Origin of the sequence: Faecalibacillus intestinalis, assembly GCF_015097455.1 — a bacterium.
GTDB lineage: Bacteria > Bacillota_I > Bacilli_A > Erysipelotrichales > Coprobacillaceae > Faecalibacillus > Faecalibacillus intestinalis.
In genome coordinates, this window is sequence record NZ_AP024085.1 from 1,509,530 (window position 1) to 1,532,364 (window position 22,835).

Sequence of the window (22,835 nt, forward strand, 5' to 3'; positions counted from 1 at the left end):
AGCAATATAATTATATTGTACATAATTTAGTACACAAAAACAATATTTCTAAGTGAAATTATCAAAAAAATGTAAGCTCTTTCAACACTTATAAAAAAAGAATAGTCCTCTTTTATTAAGAAAACTATTCTCATATTACTATTTGTTATTATATGAAGAACGAGACATTTGTTCTTGTCCCATTTTAACTAATCTTTTAGTAATTTCTCCACCAACAGAGCCATTCGCTCTAGCAGTTGTATCAGGACCTAAATTAACACCAAATTCGTTTGCAATTTCATATTTCATTTGGTCGATCGCATTTTGAGCTCCTGGTACAACTAATCTATTGCTATTATTACTTTGTGCCATGTTGTGTCACCTCCTGACACTTTTATTTTGCATCAGGAATAAAAAACTATACGCCTTTTTTAAAAAATCTCTTCATCATTTTTATAGTTTGCATCAACAACAATTGTTTCAACATTTTCTACACATTCATTAACATATGTTTCATAATCAAAAGTTGCTTCAAAAGCTTCAGCCTTATAACTTTTTGGTTTTGTAGCAGGTGCTTTAGGTGTGAAAATTGTACAACAATCCTCATGTGGTCTAATAGAAATATCATAAGTATCTATTTTTTGAGCAATATCAATAATTTCTAATTTATCAAGACATAACACAGGTCTTAATACCGGAATTGAAATAACTTGATTGATTACATTCATACTATCTAATGTTTGTGAAGCCACTTGTCCAATACTTTCACCGTTAACAAGTGCTAAACAATGATTTTTTATAGCAAGTTTTTCTCCAATACGATACATCATTCTACGCATAACTGTCATGGCATAACTTTCATCACAATGATCATAAACTGCAAGTTGTAATTTTGTAAAATTAACAACATGTACTGTAATCTGACCATGTGTATAATGTCTTAATTTATCTACTAAATCAAAAACTTTTTCTCTAGCAAATTCATTTGTGTATGGTGGCGCTGCAAAGTGAACACATTCAATATCGACACCACGTTTTAAAGTTAAATATCCTGCTACAGGAGAATCAATTCCACCCGATAACATTAACAATGCCTTTCCACCAATACCAACAGGATATCCACCTGCCCCTTTAATAACATTTGTCATAACGTAAATAGCGTCATGTCTAATCTCAACTGTAACCAACATTTCTGGATGATGAACATCTACTTTTAACTGTCTATCTACATGATGAAAAACATGTCCTGCAATTTCTCTATTAATGTCTTGTGACTTTTTAGGAAATGTTTTATCACTACGTTTTGTGTTGATTTTAAATGTTGTTTTTGTATCTTCGTTGATCATTTTAGCAATTGCATCTTTAACAACATCTAGATCTTTTTCAAATTTATAGGCATTTGAAAAAGAATGAATACCAAAAACTGTTTTTAATTTTTCATTGACTAACAAATGATTTGCACCATTTAGATAAATGTATAAACGATCATATTGTAATTGATATTGTAATTGTGGAAATTCAAAAAGAATTTCTTTTGCGTTTTTTAATAATTTTTGTGTAAATAATTTTCTATTTTTACCTTTTGTTGTAAGTTCTCCAAAACGAACGACAATATAATTTGCTTCCATATCTTACCTCTGTTTTTTTATTGAATCTAATACTTCTTTCAAACAATAAATAAATTTATCAATTTCTTCTTCTTTTGTCAAATCACTTATACTTACTCTCAAAGCACTTTTTGCAACTTCATCAGGCAAATGCAATTGTTGCATCACCCTAGAAACATCACTTGTTTTAGAACTACACGCACTTCTTGTAGAAATAAGAATATCTTTTTCCTCCAAAGCATGCAAAATAACTTCTGGTTTATAACCAATACATGAAAAATTAACAATATGACTTGACACTTTACCTCTAGTGTTAATAATAACATCTGGAATTGTCTGTAATTCTTTTATTAAATATTTATTTAATTTCGAAACATATTTTTCTTTTTGATCAAAATTTTCTAATGCTAATCTTAAAGTTTTAGCAAGAACAATATACGTGCAAGCATTACTAGTTCCTCCACGTAAACCAAACTCTTGCTGTCCTCCATTAATAAGTGGTACTAAAGTAGTAGATTTTCTTTTAAAAAGCAATCCGCTCCCCTTTAAACCATTTATTTTATGTGCAGAAAACGATGCACAGTCGATACCTTTTAAATCTATCTTTATCTTACCTAAAGCTTGCACCATATCAACATGGAACTTAACAAGCGGATGATCTTTGAGTACATTTTTTATTTCCTCAATGGGTTGAATAGATCCAACTTCATTATTAATACACATGACACTCACTAAAATCGTATCATTTCGAATACTTTTCTTTAAATCATCAATATGAATATGTCCCGTATGATCAACAGGTAAATAAGTTACTTCAAATCCAAATACTTCTTCTAATTCTTTACATGTTTCATACACTGAAGAATGTTCTATCGAAGTTGTGATAATATGTTTCCCTCTATTTTGATATTGAAAAGCAATTCCTTTAATAGCCATATTGTTTGCTTCACTTCCACAACTTGTAAAAATCATTTCTTCTTCATCAACATCTAACATTTTAGCAAGTAAACCTCTCGATTTTTCTAATAAGCGATTCACTTCAATTCCTTGACTATAAATACTATCAGCATTATAAAAATATTTTTCTAACAATTGTGTATATGTTTTTAAAACATCCTTATTATAAGGTGTGGTCGCAGCATAATCTAGATATACCATATTTCCCTCCATATTTTATTTTTATTCAATTTTCGATAACATATGACCCTCATGAAAAAAGTCCTATTCAGCCTTAGGACTTTTTTTATTAACCAACATTTCATAAGAATCTGGTTTTATTTTTTCAATAATATCAACAGCTGTGGATAATGCTTTTGTATATTCCCCATTTCTATAAAGTAATTCCGCTTTTGTAAGCTCTGTATTAACTTCTAAAAATGAAGAACGATATCTATTTCCAAAAACAATTGCATCCTCTACCATTTCAGCAGTAACAATCAAATTATGCACATTATCATACAATTTATAAATAACATCTCTTGCAGCATCTACTTGAAGTGACAAACTCTTTAAATCAATTGGTCTTTTTCTAATAAAATTTAAGATGGAATCTGCTTTTTGATAAGAGTCATCAATATAATCTTGATAAGATTCACTAATCATTGGTAAATGTTTATTTCTAATTTCAGATTTAATTTCTAATAAAACAATATTAATATTGTCTAACTCATCCAAAGCTCTCTTTTCTTGAATACGTAATGTTTCTGCTAATTCAATATGTTTAATCAAAGAATCATTATATGGTTTACTTTGTTCAACAATTCTTGAAAAATCATCAATCATTTCTATATAAGAAAAATCTTTAGTTTCAATAATCTTTGTAATTTCCGCTAAATCATCAACAATTGATTGAAATTGATTATAATCATCTTCTATTGTAATCGTATAATCACCTAAAATATAGTTTTTTTCTAACTCATGAATACTTTCTTTAGCCTCTAAAAGTCCGCTTTCTATCTTATTAACAAATTTATAACATTCATTTCGTTTTTCTTCGTAGAGTGCATATGCATTCTTTTCTTTTTCAAAATCAGAATACAATAGATTTAACTCATCCGTCATGACTTCTATATTTTGTCCAACGTTTTCCAATTTTAAATTCTTTATATTTTTTTCTGTCTCGTGTAAATCATTATCAATTTTAGAAATACGGATCGTAGCATTCATTCTTTCAACAGCAAAATCTTTTTCTTGCATATCTTGCATAATTGACTTTAGTTCGTTTAAGCGTTTTGGTAAATATTGACGAACAACAGAAATATATGTAGGTAAATCACTTAACTGTTGATCCAAAGCATCGATATATTTTGAAATATCTTCTGTATATGTCTTAGCTTCTTCAAATTGTTGATTATTCATATAATTTTCTAATTCAACAAAGCGTTCATCAATATCATGAAATACATCTTGTACTTTAGGAACGTAGTCTTCAACTTTAAAACGAATCTGTGCATAGTTATCATTTGTAGCACGATATTTTTCTTTAACTTTGATAATTTCTAATCTTTGAATATTTTCAATTTCTGTAATAACTTCTATATCTTTTAAAAGTTGTTTTGATTCCTTTGCATAATGAATCACTTTTTCCTCTAAAGAGTTCATCTTTTTTTGAACACCTCGTAATTTTCGATAATAAAGTGCTTCATCAATATCATTAACAAGCGGAATGATTTCATCATTTTGAAGATCTGTTAGTTCAGCAAATTTTGCATCATAAGTTTCATATTTTTCTTGCAATTCTGGCATATTTTTAGCAATTCCTTTTACCCTTCCTAGTCGATATTGAATAGGTAAGGATTTAATTGCATTCATTTTATTTTCTAAATCAACGATTTCATTACGATAATGTTTTAATTTTAACAAGCGATATGTCAAAATAACCAATATCAAAACTAAAATACTTACCGAAATAATAATAATTGTTTTCATTCCTAATACATTTATAATTTCATTCAAATATTTCATGTTAACAACCTCTTTTAATCACATTTCTACATATAAGTATATCATGAAGTCATATACTTGTCTAAATCTAATTTTCTTTCTTTGAGATAAAATAAAACGAAGCTGTAAAAATCACTATAAATCCAATTAAAACAAAAAAATCAAATTTTTCTTTTAATAAAATCAAAGAGAAAAAATAGGTAAAAGCAGGACTAAATGCCATAAAAAAACTTGTTTTTAAAGGACCTATTGAATGAATTGATAAAAAATAAACACATTGAATATAGGCATATCCAATTCCAGAAGTTAAAATAAATAACCATAAAGAAAAAGTGTTTACTGTTTTAAATAAATCATTCTTTTGAAACAACAAAATAACAATAAATTCAAAAAAAGCTATTAATAACATATATAAGTTATAAATGAATGGATTATGTGTAATATCTTTTAATCGATAATTACCAAAATTGCAAATAAACAATGCCGTTATTAAAAAAAAGATTCCCTTTCCTATATTAAAAAGTCGAAAATGAATGGCTATTAAAAACCCTAAAAAACTCATCATGAATGAGATCAGAATTTTCCAATTCCATTTGCACAAAGAAACAGATACAATAAACATCATAACTGGTGCTAAACAATTAATCGTTGCTGTCATCGTCCCTTCTACATATTGCATACCATAATATGTCAACAAAAAATTAATAACATTAATTAAATTTGTTTGCACTATTAATTTTTTTATAGATACTTTTTCAAAAGAAATTTTTTTATAATAAATATAAAACAGAAGCGCTAATACAGAAAAAATTATCTTTAGCATTGCTAAAAAAAGAGGATGAAAAGAATCATAATTTAATTTTGTAACAATCACATTTAATCCCCATATTAAATTTGCTAGAAATAAATGAATATAAAGCAATTTTCTTCACCTCTTATATTTTAGACAAAAGAAAAACATATTAATCCAAAAATTGATCAATATGTTTTTTATCTTTTTGTAATTGTTCTTTTAAATGATTTAAAGATTTAAATTTCTTTTCATCTCTTACCCTAAACACAAAATCCACATCCACATCTTTACCATAAATATCTTGATCAAAATCAAAAATATTGACTTCTAAAGATAAGTTATCAATAAGCCCTACTGTAGGATTATAACCAATATTAGCCATTCCTTTATATTGCTTTCCTTTAATAGTTATATAGACCCCATAAACACCTTTTTTTAAAACAACATAGTGTCCATAATCAATATTGGCCGTAGGAAAACCAATCTTTCTCCCATTTTGCAAACCATAAATAACCTGTCCAGAGACACGATAAAATCGTGTCAATAAATGATTTGCTTTTTCAATATTTCCTTCATTTAACAACTTTTTTATGTACGATGAAGATACTTTTAATGCATCCTCACTGTACTCTTCTATGACAGTGACATCAAATGATTTATTTTCTTGTAAAACATGTACATCACCCATTCCTTTTTTTCCAAAATGAAAATCAAAACCACATACAACATGTTTTATTTGATGATTTATAATATAATTTTGTAAAAAAGTATTGGGTTTTAAATTTGCAACAGTTTGATCAAAATCAATAATATAAAAATAGTCAAATTGCCATTGTTTTAAAATATTTATTTTTTCAGATAATGACATCAAATAATGATAATCATTATTTTCTAAAATTTGTTTAGGATGTACAGAAAATGTCATTATCGCTTTTTTTAGTCCCTTTTCTTTAGCAATATGTTCAACCTCTTTTAAAAGTTGTTGATGTCCTAAATGAACACCATCAAAAAAGCCTAGTGCACAAACAGAATCATGAACTTGCATGGGAGTATCAACTGACAAATGAATGATTTCCATCACCATAGACCTCTAACATTTTTCAAATAGCCTTGTCCCGTACTTTCGTAAATAGCTAATAAATGATTTTGATTATCATAAATCGCTACTTGGCCAGTCAAATCACTTTTAATTTGTTTACCATGATAAACTGGCGTTGGATCATCTAATTTTAATTGAGGAAAGCCACACAAAGCGTCATCTATTGAATGTAAAGAATAATCATCATTTTCTAACTGTTCTAAAGTAATACAATCAGTAATTAAAAAGCGCCCTGCCTGCCTTCTTTCTAGATGAGACATATGTCCTGGATACCCTAGTTTTTTAGCAATATCAACACATAAAGAACGAATATAGGTTCCTTTAGAACATTTAACATCGAAAACAATCTCATTATTTGAAAAATCAATTAATTCAATCATCATAATCTCTATATCACGTTCTTTAATTTCTACTTCTTCACCATTTCTTGCATACTCATAAAGCTTTTTACCATTTACTTTAATTGCTGAATAAATTGGCGGTTTTTGCTTAGATTTTCCTAAAAATGAATTTAAAACATCAATAACTTGTGCTTTTGATATTTGTCCAACTTCTTTTTCTTCTAATATTTTTCCACTGGCATCATATGTATCTGTACTTTTCCCTAGCGATAAAGTTGCCCTGTATACTTTTGTATCACTCATTAAAAATTGAATTGCTTTTGTTGCTTTATTGACACATACAACAAGTACACCCGTTGCATCAGGATCTAATGTTCCACAATGTCCTACTTTTTTTGTATGTAATTTTTTTCTTACTATTCCTACAATATCATGGCTTGTATAGCCTGCAGGTTTATTTATTAATAATATTCCATCCATTTATAATCACCTCATATATTTTAACAAAATCCTTTCTTTTTGAAAAGAAAGGATTTTCAATCACTTATTTAAATATTGAAATTATCCAATTAATAATAAAGATCATAATATTAATAAAAACAACAGTTGCTCCAACAGGAGTTGAAAACAATATTGATAATATAATTCCTACAAATGCTCCAATAACTGATAAAATTGCAGAATAAATAACGACTCCTTTAAAACTATTCATTATTTTCATTGCTGACAAAGCTGGAAAAATAAGTAAAGCTGTAATTAATAATGAACCTACTAAATTCATCGCAAGAACAACAATAACGGCTGTTAAAACAGCAATAATCAAATTATATAATTCTACTTTTTTACCCGTTGCTTTCATAAATTCTTCATCAAAAGTAACTGCAAAGATTCGATTATAAAATAAAACATAAAACAACACAACAAGCAATGACATAACAATACAAACGATTACTTCAAAATGTGTCAAAGTTAAAATTGTTGTTGACCCAAAAAGCGTTGAACAAACATCTCCAGAAACATTAGCTGAAGTTGAAAAAATGTTCATTACTAAATAACCGATAGCTAAAGCCCCTACAGATAGCATAGCAATAGCCGAATCTCCTTTTATTTTAGTATTTTGCCCCGTCCTTAAAAGAAAAATAGCTGCAATAACTGTAACAATCATGATAAATAAAGTTTGTGATGTAAACTGTAAAACCGTCGCCACAGCCATTGCCCCAAAGGCAACATGTGAAAGACCATCCCCAATAAATGAAAAACGTTTTAAAACAAGTGTTACTCCTAATAATGAAGAACATAAAGCAATTAAAACTCCAACAATTAAAGCATACTGTACAAAAGGATAAGAAAAATAATATTGTAATGTTGCAATAAAATTAGTCATTATAAATCTCCTTTCCATACCTTTCAATAAACATTTCTTTTTCCATAAAAATGGGGACTTTTTTCTTTAAATATAAAACATGCGTTGCATATTTTAATACAGATAAGTCATGAGAAACCATGACAATAGTCATTCCTTGTTCATTTAATGATTTTAATAAGCCATAAAATTCTTGTGTAACCTGAGGATCCAAACCAGTTACTGGTTCATCTAATAATATAATTTTATCTGAAGCACATAGAGCTCTTGCTAATAAAACACGTTGTTGTTGTCCACCAGATAACTGGCGATAACTTTTATTTTGTAAATGTGTAATTCCCAATTTTTCCATTTCTTGTTTTGCATGTTTTTTTTCTTTTTTTGTATAAAAAGGGCGATATTTTAATTGTGACAACATACCTGATAAAACAACTTCATAGACAGTTGCTGGAAAATCTTTTTGAACAACTGTTTGTTGAGGAAGATACCCTATTTCTGATTTTTTTAAATTTTCAGAAAATAAAATCTTACCTGCTTTTTTTTCTTTTAAATCTAAAATTGTCTTGATCAAGGTACTTTTCCCTGCCCCATTTTCTCCTATAATACATAAATAGTCATTTTTATTAATTTCAAAATTTATATTTGAACAAACAATTTCACTATCATATCCCAATGATAAATCTTCTACCTTTATATATGACATAATATCTCCTTATTTTATAATGCCTTTTTAAGCACTTTTAAATTATATTTCATTGCCTTTAAATAACTATAACCATCCTTGATTTTCTGATCATCAACTGACTGTAAAGAATCTAAATACATAATTTTTTGATTTTTCTTTTTTGTATTATCTTTAACTGTTTGTGCAATTTTTAAATTTGTTTGATCAATAACAAAAATACTTTTTAAATCCAATTGATCTATTTTATTTGCTAGAAAAGTAATCGTATAAAAACTTGCTTCGATATCTGCAGAACATCCAGGAAAAGCCGCATAATAATTAAGATCATAATCATCCAGTAAATATCTAAATGGAAAACGATCTGCAAAAAGTAATGTTTTAGTAGTGGCATTTTCTACCACTTGTTCATATTGATGATTTAAATCATCAATATCATTTAAATAGCGTATCGTATTTTCTTCATATGTTTTTTTGTGGACATCATCTAATTTTTGTACTTCATTTGATAGATAGCGAACCACCTCATGTGCATTAATAAGTGAAAGCCAAACATGTTCATCATATTCACTTTCATCTTCATTTTCGTCGTGATCTTCTTTCATTCCTTCCACATGTTCTTCTTCCTTGATTCTCTCTTTTAAAACATCCATCATATCAACAACTAACATATTTTTATTTTTTGCTTCTTTTAACGCATCACTTACCCATTGTTCGGATTCTCCACCAACATATACAAATAAGTCAGCAGATGATACCTTTGCTAAATCTTGAATTGTTGGCTGATAACTATGTAAATCAGCTCCATCTTTAATAAGTAAAGTAAGTTCAAATGTTGAATTATTCTCCCCAATAATTTCTTGTAACCAATTATATTGGGCATACGTTGTACAAACAATACTTTTTTTATCTGTTTCTTTATCTAAAGGTAAACATCCCATCAGCAAAAAACAGCATAATAACATAAATGTGTATTTTAATAATTTGTTCATTTTAACTCCTTTTTCATCATACATGTTTTGCATAAACCACCAATAGTAGAAATATCACAGTCTAAAAAGAATTTATAATCTTTTTCTAGCATTGTGATGATAGAATCCATCGATTCTTTTTTTATATGAATAATTTTTCCACATTCTTTACATTGTAAATGAAGATGTTCATGACATTGTCTAAACTGTTGATTGAGACGATACATCCAAACATCATTATTCCCCGGTTTATATTTAATTAATTGTCCTGCATCAACAAACTGTTCTAAATTCCTATAAACAGTTGAGATATTTACTTTCATTTCATTTGCTACGATATAATCGTAAACATCATGTGCTCGAAAGCATTTATCACAACACGTTTTCAAGTAATTTTCAATCAATTGAAAAGTTTTCGTTTTATAACGCATATTACCACCTCTAATTTGCAATTCATTTGCATTTTACTAGATTCTAGCATTCCTCTTTTATTATGTCAATAAATATGCAATTCATTTGCAAATTAAAAAACCATCTTTCGATGGTTTCTAATCATGTATAAATACCATGTCTCTCATAGAAACAAGATTGTAAATATTTTTAACATCTTCTAATTGTAAATTAACACATCCATGAGAACCTCTTGTTTTATATAATTCAGGCGACCATTTATCCCAATCACTTCGATTCATATAATGATATCCTGTTCCAGTCCATGTAATACGAACCCAATATTTAGTTGGTGTTGTATAATCCGCACCTGTTAAAGTATATTCGAGTTTTTTATCTTTTATATACCAGCATCCTGTTTTAGTAGAACGTGTTGCATCACTTGGAAGTCCTGTTACACATTTTGCACTATAAACAACTTGTCCATTTTGGAAGACATAAACCATTTGCTCTGAAATATCCACTTCGCTATATGTTTGAGTATTATAATCTTCTGTTGGGTTTTCAAAGTTCATTTTGTAAGCTTTATTTTTATAAATAGGTTCTAACTTCTTAAGTAATTTTTTCTTGTTTGTATTACTTTTATTTTTTACATATGCATCTACATCACTTTGCGTATTATTTTCTGTCAACGCTTTATAAACTTGATCAACAGTTTGACTATAATCAATTTGCCATCCATAATCTCCACCAGATACTTCTAATACTTCACCAGTATGTGACTTGAATTTTCTTGTTTTTCCTACTGTTTTGTATTTCAAACAGAATTTTTCAACCCATTGTGCCATTTTTTCTTGATCAATTGAAACAGAAGCATCATCACCAATAACTATCCAATCTTTAATTTCTTTAGGGGAAATTGTTTCATAGTGTTTTTCACCCATATCAAAACGAACCCAACGACATAAGTAATTATTATACTGGCTTAGCTCATTTAGTACCTCTTTATCAGTTTGCACATATTTTGGTTTTAAATAAACATTTGCCTTATCTAAATTGACTTTTGTCTTTAATTGTTGAATAGACTTTTCAACATAACTATAAAACTTATCTTGATCTAATTGATTTCCTTGTTTTTCTTTAATAACTTTACCACTTTTAGCAGTCTTATCATATTCCACATGTGCATCTACTGGTGCTGTAATTTTATAATTATCTCCTGTTATTAAAAATGATTGAGAAAGATTATTTTTAAAGGCCTCTTTATTATAAGAAATATCAAAATTTACATCAAAATCTTCACCTGAAATTATTTTATAAAACGAAAATAATCCATGTGTCTTTTTAAAGCAATCTTCTACTTGTTTTTCATAATTAGCATTCAAATCAATATCCGCGCCTCTTAATTCATATTTTGCATTATTTCTGCCTTTGATAACAAGAACATGATTTTTCAAATCCGTTTGAACAGCATTTTTAGCTTCTGACAAAGTCATATTTGAAACATCTATTCCACCTATTGAGGTATTTGGATAGAATTTATCATTATACAAAATAATAATGATAAAAAGAAGCATGATAATGGCTATAAGGAGACTCAAACATATTTTAGCTTGTTTTGTTATTTTTATTTTCTTTAAATCCATAAAATTCACCTACTTGCACATATTCTATAACTTTATTTATAGACTGTCAAAAAAAATATCCTAATCCTCTAGGATATTTTTAACAATCAGATACATCCATATCCAATCCCAATTCACGTGGTAAAAAACGTGGACATACATTTTCTGATGATGTAATAACAGAAGCTGCTAATTTTGTTCCAATTTCAACTGCATCAGAAAGATCTTTTCTATAAGTAAGTCCTATTGTTAACCCTGCACAAAAAGCATCACCAGCACCTGTTGTATCTCTAACAGTTACTTTTTTAGCAGGACAGATTCCTTTATTTCCTAAATGATCGGCATAAATACTTCCTTTGCTTCCCATTGTAACAACCATTGATTTAATAGCTCCTGCAGAAACTTTTTGATAAATGATTTCACATAAATCTTTTGGACTTTTTTTACTATAATTTTCAGCAAAGAAAATACCTGCCTCTAATTCATTGCATACCAAACAATCAAATTGTTGTAATAAGTCTCTTCTTTCAACTGCAAGTGTCATATTCGAAATAACACCAAATACTTTTTTGTTATATTTTTTTGAATAATCTAAAACAGCTTTTATAATTTCAGGATCAATATCAGCTTCTAAAACAATTGAATCACAATCTTTGAATATTTCATCGCCCTTTTCATTGATTAAATCCAAAATTGGCATTAAATTTGGACGTTGAGAAATAGAACCTGCCAAATCACCATCATTATCAAATACAGCTAGCCATGTTCCCATTCCCTCAGGAATTTTTTGAATATATTCTGTATTAACTTTATGTCTTTGTAATTTACGAATAACATCTTCTCCCAAAGCACTATCATCAACAATTGATAAAAATGTTGGACGTAATTCAATGTTTGCTATATCTTCTACCACATTTCTGCTTACACCACCATGAATATATTTAATATGTCCTGCATTTCTTCCAGTTGGAATATATGCATCTAGTGGAAATCCTTTAATATCTACAAAAACTGCTCCAATTACTACAATACCCATATTATCTACTCTCTTTCTTGTTCATCTTTTATAATATAACAAAAAATAAAAAACAAGAAAAGAATCTTTCTTGTTTTTATTGATTATTTTCTTTCATGACACCCACTAATGGATGTGGTTTATAACATTCTTCTAAATATTTCATTTCCTCAACTGTTAATTTTAAATCACAAGCCTTACAAGCTGTATCAATATGACTTAATTTAGTTGCACCAACAACGGGTGAAGTTACTTTAGACATCAACCAAGCTAAAGAAATTTCTGACATTGAACAATTTCTTTTTTTGGCAAGTTCTTCAACTCTTTGAATGATAACAAGATCTTCTTTTTCTCTTTCATCATATTTTCCTTTAGCATAGACATCTTCTTTTAATCTTTTAGATGTTTCTCCTGGATGTCTTGAAAGTCTTCCAGAAGCAAGTGAACTGTATGGTGTCATCGAAACTCCCATTAAATCACAATAAGGTTTCATTTCTCTTTCTTCTTCTCTAAAAATAAGATTGTAATGTCCTTGAATTGATTGGAAAGTTGCCCATCCATTGTTTTTGGCAATTTCATTAGCTCTAGCAATTTGCCAAGCAAAACAGTTAGAAACACCAATGGCTCTTACTTTTTTTGATTTAACAAGATCATTTAAGATTTCCATTGTTTCTTTAATGGGTGTTACATTGTCCCATCGATGAAGAATATAAAGATCTACATAATCCATTTGTAATCTTTTTAGACTATTATTTAAACATGTTTCAATATGTTCTCGAGCACTGACTCCTTGGTCAATTTGTACTTGGCTACGTGGCATAAATTTAGTCGCAATAACAACATCTTCTCTTTTTGAAAATTCTTTAATTGCACGTCCTAAATATTCTTCTGATGTTCCACCTTGATAACCCATTGCTGTATCAAAAAAGTTGATTCCTTGATCAAGGGCATGTTTAATGATTTTTTGGGATTCTTCATAAGGAAGTGTCCAAGAATGCATTCCTGCTTGTGGCTCACCAAAGCCCATACATCCTAAACATACTTTTGAAACTTTAATATCTGTATTACCTAAATTAACGTATTCCATATTTCCTCCTAGATTTGATGTCTAATTACATCTTTTAATGTAAATGTTCCATTATCGAATTCATAAATAAAAATACAACAGTTTCCAAATCCTTTTTTTAATTCTTCCATAGGATCTTGGAAAGCTCTTAAAAAGTTAAAACAAGCCCCACTGTGACTCACGGCTAAAACACTATGATGGTCTTCTTTATTCATAATTTCTGTTAAAGTTTTTACCATACGGTCTCTTGTCGTATTAGAAGATTCTCCTTTATATTGTAAATAGAATGTTTCACAATCTTTAGGTGTTAAATGAGAATTTAATCTTTCACTTTCTCCTTCTAACTCTCCATAATAGTTTTCTTTTAAACCTTTAGTACGTACATAAGGTATATCTGTCACAAGTTCTAATGTATCACAACATCTTTCACTCGTACTTGAATAAGCATGATCAAAAGTAATATCGTGATCTTTAAACCATTTTCCCGCAACTTTTGCTTGTTTGATTCCTAATTCTGTAAGTGGAGAATCACACCATCCTTGAATCTTATGTTGTAAATTAAACAAGGTTTGTCCATGTCTCATTAAATAAAGTGTCTTTTTCATACATTTCCCTTCTTTCACTCTTATTGTAACACGCTAAAAAAAAAGAGTAATTTATAATTAAATTACTCTGTCAACAAATTGACAAAAAAGACTATTTGTCAATTTTATAAGGATTTGTTGTACAATCACTTCCTTGAAATAAATCATCCATTCCAATCCCTCGCATTTGGGTAATCATTTTTACCATTTCTTCCACAGGGACTTTCATATCCGACAAAATCCATGACAAAGTCATTGCACTTGAAGCATTCGCATGATATATCGTTGCAAATTTTAAGGCGTCTGGCATTGGTTCTTCACCATAAAGTTGTTGATGCCATTTTAAATCAAATTCCTCACAATGTTTAGAAATGTATTCTTTTAAACAATTTTGTCCATCCATTAAGCAAGCCTGTTTTAAAAAGGTTTGATATTGTTTCATATGTTCAAAAGATTCGATAAGTGATTCATAGAAATCAAGATTTGTATTTTGCCCATTAAAACGATTGATAATTTTATAATTGTAAATATATTGAATTAAATCATTTTTATCTAAGAAATGATTATAAAATGTTTGTCTACTAACTCCTGTTGTTTCTAGGAGATCTTTAACTGTTATTTGAGATAAGTCTTTTTTGTGGCATAAGTCTAACAAACCATTTGCAAGTATTTCTTTAATATCAATTGCCATAAAAATACTCCTTTCTTAGTTTGAAAGCATTATACCATAAAATCCTGTTTTTAAATAACTTCAAATTCTGTCCAAGCATTTGATTTATAACGATAATAGAAAATAATTGCTCGAATTGTCCAATCTCCACACATCGCAAGGGCAATACCAATAACACCTAAATGAAGTCCTAAAGCAAGAATAATAGATAAGACAAGTCTTCCACCAACAGTTGAAGCAATAGAAACAATCATCGTAAATTTGACATCTCCAGTTGCTCTTAATCCTTGAGATAAAGGTCCAGAAAGCGGGAAAACTACCGTATTGGCAGTATTATGAATAATAACAAGAGTAATAATCAAATGTTTTGTTTCATCTGCAAGATTATAAAATTGTAGGACAAATGGTGTAATTGCTAAAACAAGCACATTCCATACAATCGAAAAAACAAGCGACCATTTAATAAGTTTTGAAAAATAGAATTTTGCTTGATCCACATCTTTTGCACCCATGCATTGTCCAATAACGATAATAAAGACTGGTCCCATTGCTGAACCCACAAGTGCCGCTAATGACCAAATACTTTGTGCAACCCCATTAGCTGCAATTTGATAGGTTCCAAACATCGCCACAATTGAACTTAAAGCCACTTTAACAAGTTGGAAAATTCCATTTTCGACCCCATTAGGAATCGTAATATTTAAAATACGTTTGAGCATCTTTCCATCAAATTTAAAGATATCTTTTGAATCATAGTAAGCTTCCAATTTTTTATTAAAACATAAAACTGTGATAATGATTGCTGAAAAAACACGTGAAATAAGTGAAGGATACGCAACCCCTGCAACTCCTGCTTTTAAAACATAAACACCAATGATATTTCCTACAACGTTGATAATATTTGCAGCAAATGAAATATACATTGTTACTTTGGTTTTAGCCATTGAACGATATAAAGCCGCACCTGCATTATAAATAGCAAGTGCTGGATAAGAATATGCTGAAATACGTAAATAAGTTACACACGCCTTCATAACATCTGATTCAACTTTACCAAATAGTAATCCTAAAAGTTGTTTATTAAAAATCAATACAAGAATTGATAAAATAATTGAAAAAACAATGGAAAACATCAATAACTGACTTGATGATAAAATCGTTCTTTTTTCATCTTTATTACCAATATATTGACTGACAACGATTGCTCCTCCTGAAGCAAGTGCTGTAAATAAATAAATAAAAATTGTATTAAATTGGTTAACTAGTGATACTCCCGAAACAGCCGCTTCCCCGCAGCTACTTACAACAAAAGTATCAACAATTCCAACAAGCATAACCAGTAATTGTTCAAAAAACAAAGTAATGATCATACTTCTTAATTCTTTATTTGAAAACATTTTCATTTCTCCCCTTGTCTTTATTATAAAAAAAGAAACATTTTGTGTAAAATGCTTCTTTTTTAGCTTCTATCATGCCTTGTAAGCATTATAGATTCCATATCTTTATTTCCTGATACGGATTTGTCTTTACTAATGCAACCTGTATGACTTTTCCATAAAAAGGTTCAAAATAATGATTCAATATCTTGAACGCTTGATTGGTTTGTTGTTCATTTAACTTTCTACTTATAGAAACATGAGGTACAAAGTGGTACGGTAAATAACGATTTTTTTGTGAAATAGATACATATTCATCAAAAGTTTGATAGATTTTTAAAATTAGTTGATTTAAAAATTCATTATATACAGGTAATAAATAAAGCGTCGATTTTTGAAAACAACCTAACGAAACAAAATAGAGCTCTTGACTACTTTCTTTTTCAAAAAGCTGATTTGCCTGTTCAATAAATTTCTTTTCCTCTATTTCTTTATAAGTCACAATTGTTAGATGAAAAGGGATATGATGATTTTCTAAATAATTTTGATGTAGTTCTTTTTCGACTTTTTTATTTAAAAAAGAAAACTTTTGATTTGTTTTTTCATCAAAATACAAAGCTAAATGAAACATCTTATTTTTCAATATATTCCTTTTCCAAGTTAAAGCCTCTACCTTGAACTTCATGAACATTTGAAATAATCATAAACGCATCTTCATCAATAGATTTTACAATTCTTTCAACTTGAACAAGTTCTCTTGTCGAAATAACATTAATTAAAACTTCTGTATTTTCTAATAAATAGCCTGTTTGTCCATGAAGCATTGTTACTCCACGATCGACATTCGTTAAAATAGCCTTTCTAATTTCTTCATATTTTGAAGAAATGATTTTAACTTCGATTTTTTGAGCACCCATTACTAAAATCTTATCAATAACCATTGTATAAATAAAAATTAACACGATTCCATAAAGACATTGTCTAACATCAGAAAAACCAAATTGCGCTAACACAATTAATGAATCAAAAACATACATTGAAATAGAAACAGGAATTTTAAATAATTTATTTAAAATAAGGGGTGGAATATCCATACCTCCTGTTGAAGCCCCTGCTTTAATAACAATAGCAATAGCAACCCCAACTAAAACACCCGCAAAAAGTGTATTAATTAAAATATCATCGGTTAAATAAAAACCTTGAAAAGAAAATTCAAACACACCTAAAATAAATGGATAATAGAAAGTTGAAATAAGTGTTTGTAAAGCAAATTTCTTTCCTAAAATAAGTGCACCAATAATAAAAACAATAAAATTAAAAATAAAAGTAAATATTGAAATAGGTAAATGAAAATAATGATTTAAAAATAAAGAAATACCTGTTGTCCCTCCACTTAATAAATGCCCTGGAACAATAAATAAAATAACCGCAAGTGCAAGTAACGTATTTCCAAGTAATATACTGATAATATCTTTTTTATTTGTTTTCATAAATTCCTCCATAAAAAAACCACACTGTTTTTTTCCCTAACAATGTGGATCAAAGCATTCGCTTAATACATTTGTATTATAGCATATACAAAATTCTTGTCTAGAATTTTGTATAAAAATAAAAGCAATAAATCAAGATTTGTATAAATAAAATCAACGGCATACCTATATAAAATTTCACATGTTTCGTTTTATGATGAAAACAATACATACCTAAATAGCTTCCTAAACTTCCACCCATCAAAGCCACAAAAAGCAAAGTATTTTCAGAAATACGATATTTTTGTTTTTTTGCTTTTGCTTTATCAAGACCCATTATCAAAAAGCCTAATACATTTATTATTACTAAATAAATCATTAACAATCTCCTAATGAATACTGACATATTGTTTCTTTGATTACATAATAATTCATTTGTGTAACAACTAAATCATCTAGCGTACAATGAAACAAATAACTTAAAGCACATAAATGTTCTAAATTAGGTAATGACTTTCCTTTTAGCCATTTATAAACACTTTGTTTACAAGAAAGTCCTAGATAAGTCTGAATATCTTGAACACAATAGCCACCTTGATTCATATACTTTTGTATTTGTTTGCCTGTTTTTTCAAAATTGATATAAGGATACATTACTTTTCTCCTTTATAATTTTTTTATTAATCTTCGAATATGACATTCAAAAATAACATACATACCAAAATAAATAGCTTCTGAACATACAGCAATCGAAAACATCAACATAACCAACGCCGCTAACGGACCATAAACGTTGCTATAATCAACAATAGAAAAATAAATAGATAAAATACCTATAATCAATTCAATCAATAATGTTGCAACGACTGTTCCTTTAATTGTATCTAAAAATTCTACATTTTGATCAGGAATGATTTTATATAATAAAAATAAAATAACAAAAATAATGATAAATAAGAATAAAACTCTTGTTATAAAATTATGTTGATCAATAAAGATAATCTTAAAAATCGGAAAAATAATCAATAAAGAAATCACTGCAAGTATTAAAATAAAGATAAGAATGGTTTTTAAAAAAGTAATTCCTTGATCAATGAAAAATGGATATTCTTTATCATTAGGAAACATATTTTTAGAAATACGATGTAACTGATAAAAACCTCTACTTACAACAAAGATAGACGCTATTAAAGTTGTTATAGTTGTTATTGATAAAGAACGTGGTTTTATCAGTTGAATAACCATTTTTGTCACATCCGGTCTTAAATAATATGATAAAATTTCTTGTGCTGTTTTAATATCTAAAGGAAAAAACGGTGTAAAAAAAGCTAATAATGTACATATTGGGATAATTGAAAGTATCATATAATAAGCAAAAGACAAAGCAGATGCAGGTGGTACTTTATAGCGGTAATCTAAATAATATCCATATATAAAATTAAAAATACTTCTTAATTTTTCCATAACCGTCCCTCCTTATTAGATAGTATACCATATTCTTTATGAAAAAAAGCTCCTAAGAGCTTTTATCCATTATATTTTAATACAAAATAATTTTTCTTTCCTCGACGAATAACTGTTTTGCTTTGTCCAAAAGCATCTTCTTTTTTAACAGTAAATTCTAAATCTTTAATACGTTCACCATTGATTAAAACAGATCCCCCATTAACAAATTCTCTCGCTTCTCTTTTACTTTTAGCAGCTCCAACTAAAATTAAAACGTCTAAAATATTCATTTCATTTTCTTCAGTTTCAACTGTTGGTACACCTTCAAAAGCAACATCAACTTGTTCTAAAGTTAAATTTTGAATTTGACCAGAGAATAATGTTTGTGAAACTTGAACTGCTTCTTCATAAGCTTCTTTACCATGTAAGAATGTAATAACTTCTCTAGCTAAAGCTTTATGTGCTTCTCTTAAATGAGGTTGTGTTTTATTTTTTTCTTCTAATTCCATAATTTCTTCTGGTGTTAAGAAAGTTAAGAATTTTAAGTAATCAATAACTTTATCATCTTCTGAATTAATAAAGAATTGATACATTTCATAAGGAGAAGTTTTTTCTCGATCTAACCAAATCGCTTTACCATTTGTTTTACCAAATTTTGTTCCATCACTTTTAGTTAAAAGTGGCATTGTAAAACCATAGGCTTCTTTTCCAGTTTTCTTTCTAATTAATTCAATACCAGCAGTAATATTTCCCCATTGGTCTTGCCCAGCAACTTGTAATTGACAATTTTTATTTTCATGTAACCAGTAGAAATCCATTGCTTGCATGATCATATAAGAAAATTCAGTATAAGTAATACCTAAATCTAATCTTCTTTTTACAATGTCTTTATTCAACATATAATTGACATTGAAATATTTACCATAATCTCTTAAAAAGTCAATAAAGTTTAAATCTTTTGACCAATCATAGTTATTAACCACTTCAAAACCAAAAATCTTTTGAGCTTGTGCTTTTAAACAGTCAAAGTTATGTTGAACTTGTTCCTTTGTAATCATTGGTCTTTCTGTATCAGGTTTAGGATCACCAATTAATCCTGTTGCTCCTCCAACTAATAAAATTGGATTATGCCCGGCATCTTTTAATCTTTTACTAATTAAAAATGATGAAAAATGCCCAATGTGCAAACTATCTCCTGTTGGATCAGTTCCAATATAGAAAGTTAATCCTCCATTATTTAATTTTTCTTCAATTTCTGGAGAACTGACATCTTTAATTAATCCTCTCCAAACTAATTCATCATAAATCTTCATAATTTCCTCCTTAAAATAAAAAACTCATTCCCATAGGAACGAGTTGATCGCGGTACCATCCTAAATTCATGTCAAAGACATACACTCAAGTAGATAACGGCTTGCACCGTCTAAGCTTTGCACTTAGAAGCTCCAGAGTGTATTCATATTATCTCTTGGCTTGTTTCCACCAACCACAAGCTCTCTATAACAATTAAATAATATTACTTATCTCCTTCATTGCTGTAAATACATCATATTAAATTTCATATTCAAAGTCAAGTGAATATAAAAATAAACCACTTTCGTGGTTTATTGAATAGTTGATTTACGATAAATATTTGTATAGCCTACGCACACTTCTTTTGTTTCTAATTCTTCTTGATTTAAAATTTTAGTAAGTAAACGTACAGCCAACGCACCCATATCATAAATTGGAAGATGAATCGTTGATAGTGATGGTCTACAAATAAGTGAGTAGCTTGTATCCATCATAGCCATAACTTCCATATCATCTGGAATGTTTATGTTATTATCGATTGCTGCATTAACAACTGCAACCCCTTCTTTATCATAACTTGCAAAAACTAAATCATGTTTATGATTTCTAAAATGTTCAACAAATTGTGTATAGCTTTCTTCATAGTGAGTAGAAGTATTAATAACCTGTGTTGACTCATCAAATGGTAATTGATGATCTTGATAAGCTTTTTTCATTCCTTCAATCAAATCAACTGTACGAATAAGATTTTGTTGAGGACTTACAAAAATAATATTATTTTTACCTTTTTCTAAATAATTATTAACAATATCATATGTAATCTTTTGTGCATCAACATAAACAGAACCTATCGATTCATCACTTACTTGCATTCCAATAACAACTGCTGGAATACTATGTTTTTTAACAAGTTCAATTTGTTGATCAATATTATCGTTATTAAATAATATAACTCCATCGGCTCTTGTGCGAATGACTTTTTCCATAACGTCGTCCATTGGACCATTTCCAATATCATCTGTTGTATAAATCGTAATATTGTAATCCAATGTTCTACCAGCATCACCAATACCACCAATCATATCTTTTACATGAGCAAATAATGATTGTGGGAAGATAATTGCAATAGTTGTAGTTTTGTTTGTCGCAAGACCTCGAGCAATTTGATTAGGTTTGAAGTTTAGTTCATCAATAACCTTCATTACCTTTTCTTTAGTTTTTTCACGAACAACTGATGATCCATTAATAACACGAGATACAGTTGCAAGAGAAACACCTGCTTCTCTTGCAACATCATAAATCGTTGCTTTTTTCATTAGTCTTTTAAATCATCGATAATGACATTTAAATCATCTTCAATGTCATTAATTTCATCTTCTAAATCAGAAAAATCATCAAATTCTTGTTCGCTCATTTTTTCTTTAACTTCATTAATTTTATCATTCACTTGGACAATAACATTATCAACTTGATCTTTTAACTTAGAATATTGGTCGCTATCTTGTAATTTTGTTACAACATCATCAAATTTATCTTTTAATTCATTTAATTTCGCTAAAGAACTATCTTTAAAGTCATCAACATCAAATTCATCAACTGTTTTTTTAATACTATCAATTGTTTCACTAATTAATTTTTGATAGTCTTCAACTGTCATTTCTTTAGCACTATCAAGAGTTTCTTTTCCTTTACCTTTTAATTCTTCTCTTAACTCGCTTCCTTTTTTTGGTGCCAATAACATCCCAACAAGAGCACCAATTCCTAAAGTTGTTAAAAATCTTCCTAATTTCATATTATCTCACCTTTCTATTTTTTCTTAATAAAGCTCATCATCATTTTCAATGGATTAAACTTTGGTCTTTGAGGATCAAAGAACTTTGCAACTGTTTCTACAGGCGCATTTAATAAGTCTAATTTGTAATTGACATCATCTAAGACTTTATCAACTCTTTTCAATGTATCTTGTGCCATTTCAACAGTATCCCCTGTTTGTTTAATCGCTGTTGATGTACGAATAAACAACACCCCCAAAGCAACTAAACAAAATGCACCTGCTAAAATTAAAACACAGTAACAAATGTCCATTGTTGTCATAAACATCCCTCTACTTTCATTAATAATTG

The 22,835-nt window shown here is 28.6% G+C and carries 26 protein-coding genes and 1 other annotated feature; all 26 genes read right to left on the minus strand.

Annotated elements, in window-relative coordinates; genetic code table 11:
* Positions 1-138: 138 nt before the first annotated feature.
* Positions 139-351 (minus strand): alpha/beta-type small acid-soluble spore protein, encoded by a 213-nt coding sequence (locus tag Fi14EGH31_RS08250; protein ID WP_022001496.1) that lies wholly within the window; start codon positions 349-351, stop codon positions 139-141.
* A 59-nt stretch (positions 352-410) separates the two neighbouring features.
* Positions 411-1,607, minus strand: coding sequence for a tRNA uracil 4-sulfurtransferase ThiI (gene thiI / locus Fi14EGH31_RS08255; protein WP_107029464.1), 1,197 nt, complete (start codon positions 1,605-1,607; stop codon positions 411-413).
* Positions 1,608-1,610: 3 nt separating this feature from the next.
* On the minus strand, positions 1,611-2,744 hold the full coding sequence (locus Fi14EGH31_RS08260) for a cysteine desulfurase family protein (RefSeq protein ID WP_117787875.1): 1,134 nt from the start codon (positions 2,742-2,744) through the stop codon (positions 1,611-1,613).
* A gap of 63 nt (positions 2,745-2,807) precedes the next feature.
* Positions 2,808-4,550 carry a septation ring formation regulator EzrA gene (locus Fi14EGH31_RS08265; protein ID WP_022001493.1) on the minus strand — a complete coding sequence of 581 codons (1,743 nt, stop codon included), beginning with the start codon at positions 4,548-4,550 and terminating at the stop codon, positions 2,808-2,810.
* Positions 4,551-4,617: 67 nt separating this feature from the next.
* Entirely contained in the window at positions 4,618-5,451 is an 834-nt protein-coding gene (locus tag Fi14EGH31_RS08270; protein ID WP_200764697.1) for a DMT family transporter, read from the minus strand.
* 40 nt (positions 5,452-5,491) lie between these two features.
* Entirely contained in the window at positions 5,492-6,400 is a 909-nt protein-coding gene (gene ribF / locus Fi14EGH31_RS08275) for a riboflavin biosynthesis protein RibF (RefSeq protein ID WP_227351761.1), read from the minus strand.
* Positions 6,400-7,242 (minus strand): tRNA pseudouridine(55) synthase TruB, encoded by an 843-nt coding sequence (gene truB / locus Fi14EGH31_RS08280; protein WP_022001490.1) that lies wholly within the window; start codon positions 7,240-7,242, stop codon positions 6,400-6,402. Before truB ends, ribF begins: the two co-directional genes overlap by 1 nt.
* A gap of 64 nt (positions 7,243-7,306) precedes the next feature.
* Positions 7,307-8,146, minus strand: a complete 840-nt coding sequence (locus Fi14EGH31_RS08285; protein WP_022001489.1) for a metal ABC transporter permease — start codon at positions 8,144-8,146, stop codon at positions 7,307-7,309.
* Positions 8,139-8,828: a metal ABC transporter ATP-binding protein gene (locus tag Fi14EGH31_RS08290; RefSeq protein WP_022001488.1), complete on the minus strand. Its 690-nt coding sequence runs from the start codon at positions 8,826-8,828 to the stop codon at positions 8,139-8,141. Before Fi14EGH31_RS08290 ends, Fi14EGH31_RS08285 begins: the two co-directional genes overlap by 8 nt.
* A 14-nt stretch (positions 8,829-8,842) precedes the next feature.
* Positions 8,843-9,799, minus strand: coding sequence for a metal ABC transporter substrate-binding protein (locus tag Fi14EGH31_RS08295; RefSeq protein ID WP_227351762.1), 957 nt, complete (start codon positions 9,797-9,799; stop codon positions 8,843-8,845).
* On the minus strand, positions 9,796-10,209 hold the full coding sequence (locus Fi14EGH31_RS08300; protein ID WP_022001486.1) for a Fur family transcriptional regulator: 414 nt from the start codon (positions 10,207-10,209) through the stop codon (positions 9,796-9,798). The genes Fi14EGH31_RS08295 and Fi14EGH31_RS08300 overlap by 4 nt, the downstream gene beginning before the upstream one ends.
* Before the next feature lie 117 nt (positions 10,210-10,326).
* Positions 10,327-11,814: a L,D-transpeptidase family protein gene (locus Fi14EGH31_RS08305; RefSeq protein ID WP_117480376.1), complete on the minus strand. Its 1,488-nt coding sequence runs from the start codon at positions 11,812-11,814 to the stop codon at positions 10,327-10,329.
* Between the two features lie 79 nt (positions 11,815-11,893).
* Positions 11,894-12,829, minus strand: a complete 936-nt coding sequence (locus tag Fi14EGH31_RS08310) for a carbohydrate kinase family protein (RefSeq protein ID WP_200764698.1) — start codon at positions 12,827-12,829, stop codon at positions 11,894-11,896.
* 76 nt (positions 12,830-12,905) lie between these two features.
* Complete coding sequence (locus tag Fi14EGH31_RS08315) at positions 12,906-13,895, minus strand: aldo/keto reductase (RefSeq protein WP_022001483.1); 990 nt, start codon at positions 13,893-13,895, stop codon at positions 12,906-12,908.
* Between the two features lie 8 nt (positions 13,896-13,903).
* Positions 13,904-14,479 carry a histidine phosphatase family protein gene (locus tag Fi14EGH31_RS08320; protein ID WP_022001482.1) on the minus strand — a complete coding sequence of 192 codons (576 nt, stop codon included), beginning with the start codon at positions 14,477-14,479 and terminating at the stop codon, positions 13,904-13,906.
* Positions 14,480-14,570: 91 nt separating this feature from the next.
* On the minus strand, positions 14,571-15,149 hold the full coding sequence (locus tag Fi14EGH31_RS08325; protein WP_022001481.1) for a TetR/AcrR family transcriptional regulator C-terminal domain-containing protein: 579 nt from the start codon (positions 15,147-15,149) through the stop codon (positions 14,571-14,573).
* 50 nt (positions 15,150-15,199) lie between these two features.
* Positions 15,200-16,525: an MATE family efflux transporter gene (locus tag Fi14EGH31_RS08330; protein WP_022001480.1), complete on the minus strand. Its 1,326-nt coding sequence runs from the start codon at positions 16,523-16,525 to the stop codon at positions 15,200-15,202.
* Positions 16,526-16,613: 88 nt separating this feature from the next.
* On the minus strand, positions 16,614-17,147 hold the full coding sequence (locus Fi14EGH31_RS08335) for a 2'-5' RNA ligase family protein (protein WP_158577613.1): 534 nt from the start codon (positions 17,145-17,147) through the stop codon (positions 16,614-16,616).
* Positions 17,137-17,994, minus strand: a complete 858-nt coding sequence (locus Fi14EGH31_RS08340) for a YitT family protein (RefSeq protein WP_022001478.1) — start codon at positions 17,992-17,994, stop codon at positions 17,137-17,139. Before Fi14EGH31_RS08340 ends, Fi14EGH31_RS08335 begins: the two co-directional genes overlap by 11 nt.
* A gap of 100 nt (positions 17,995-18,094) precedes the next feature.
* A complete protein-coding gene (locus Fi14EGH31_RS08345; protein WP_022001477.1) occupies positions 18,095-18,352 on the minus strand; it encodes a DUF1294 domain-containing protein in 258 nt (85 codons plus the stop codon).
* Entirely contained in the window at positions 18,352-18,627 is a 276-nt protein-coding gene (locus tag Fi14EGH31_RS08350; RefSeq protein WP_022001476.1) for a helix-turn-helix domain-containing protein, read from the minus strand. Before Fi14EGH31_RS08350 ends, Fi14EGH31_RS08345 begins: the two co-directional genes overlap by 1 nt.
* A 12-nt stretch (positions 18,628-18,639) precedes the next feature.
* On the minus strand, positions 18,640-19,437 hold the full coding sequence (locus Fi14EGH31_RS08355) for a YihY/virulence factor BrkB family protein (protein WP_107029477.1): 798 nt from the start codon (positions 19,435-19,437) through the stop codon (positions 18,640-18,642).
* 62 nt (positions 19,438-19,499) lie between these two features.
* Positions 19,500-20,732, minus strand: a complete 1,233-nt coding sequence (gene tyrS, locus Fi14EGH31_RS08360; RefSeq protein WP_022001474.1) for a tyrosine--tRNA ligase — start codon at positions 20,730-20,732, stop codon at positions 19,500-19,502.
* 31 nt (positions 20,733-20,763) lie between these two features.
* Positions 20,764-20,961 (minus strand) — a binding site (T-box leader).
* Positions 20,962-21,023: 62 nt separating this feature from the next.
* A complete protein-coding gene (locus Fi14EGH31_RS08365) occupies positions 21,024-22,028 on the minus strand; it encodes a LacI family DNA-binding transcriptional regulator (protein WP_022001473.1) in 1,005 nt (334 codons plus the stop codon).
* Positions 22,028-22,504 carry a YtxH domain-containing protein gene (locus tag Fi14EGH31_RS08370; RefSeq protein ID WP_022001472.1) on the minus strand — a complete coding sequence of 159 codons (477 nt, stop codon included), beginning with the start codon at positions 22,502-22,504 and terminating at the stop codon, positions 22,028-22,030. The genes Fi14EGH31_RS08365 and Fi14EGH31_RS08370 overlap by 1 nt, the downstream gene beginning before the upstream one ends.
* Before the next feature lie 14 nt (positions 22,505-22,518).
* Positions 22,519-22,806 (minus strand): DUF948 domain-containing protein, encoded by a 288-nt coding sequence (locus Fi14EGH31_RS08375; protein WP_022001471.1) that lies wholly within the window; start codon positions 22,804-22,806, stop codon positions 22,519-22,521.
* Between the last annotated feature and the right edge of the window lie 29 nt (positions 22,807-22,835).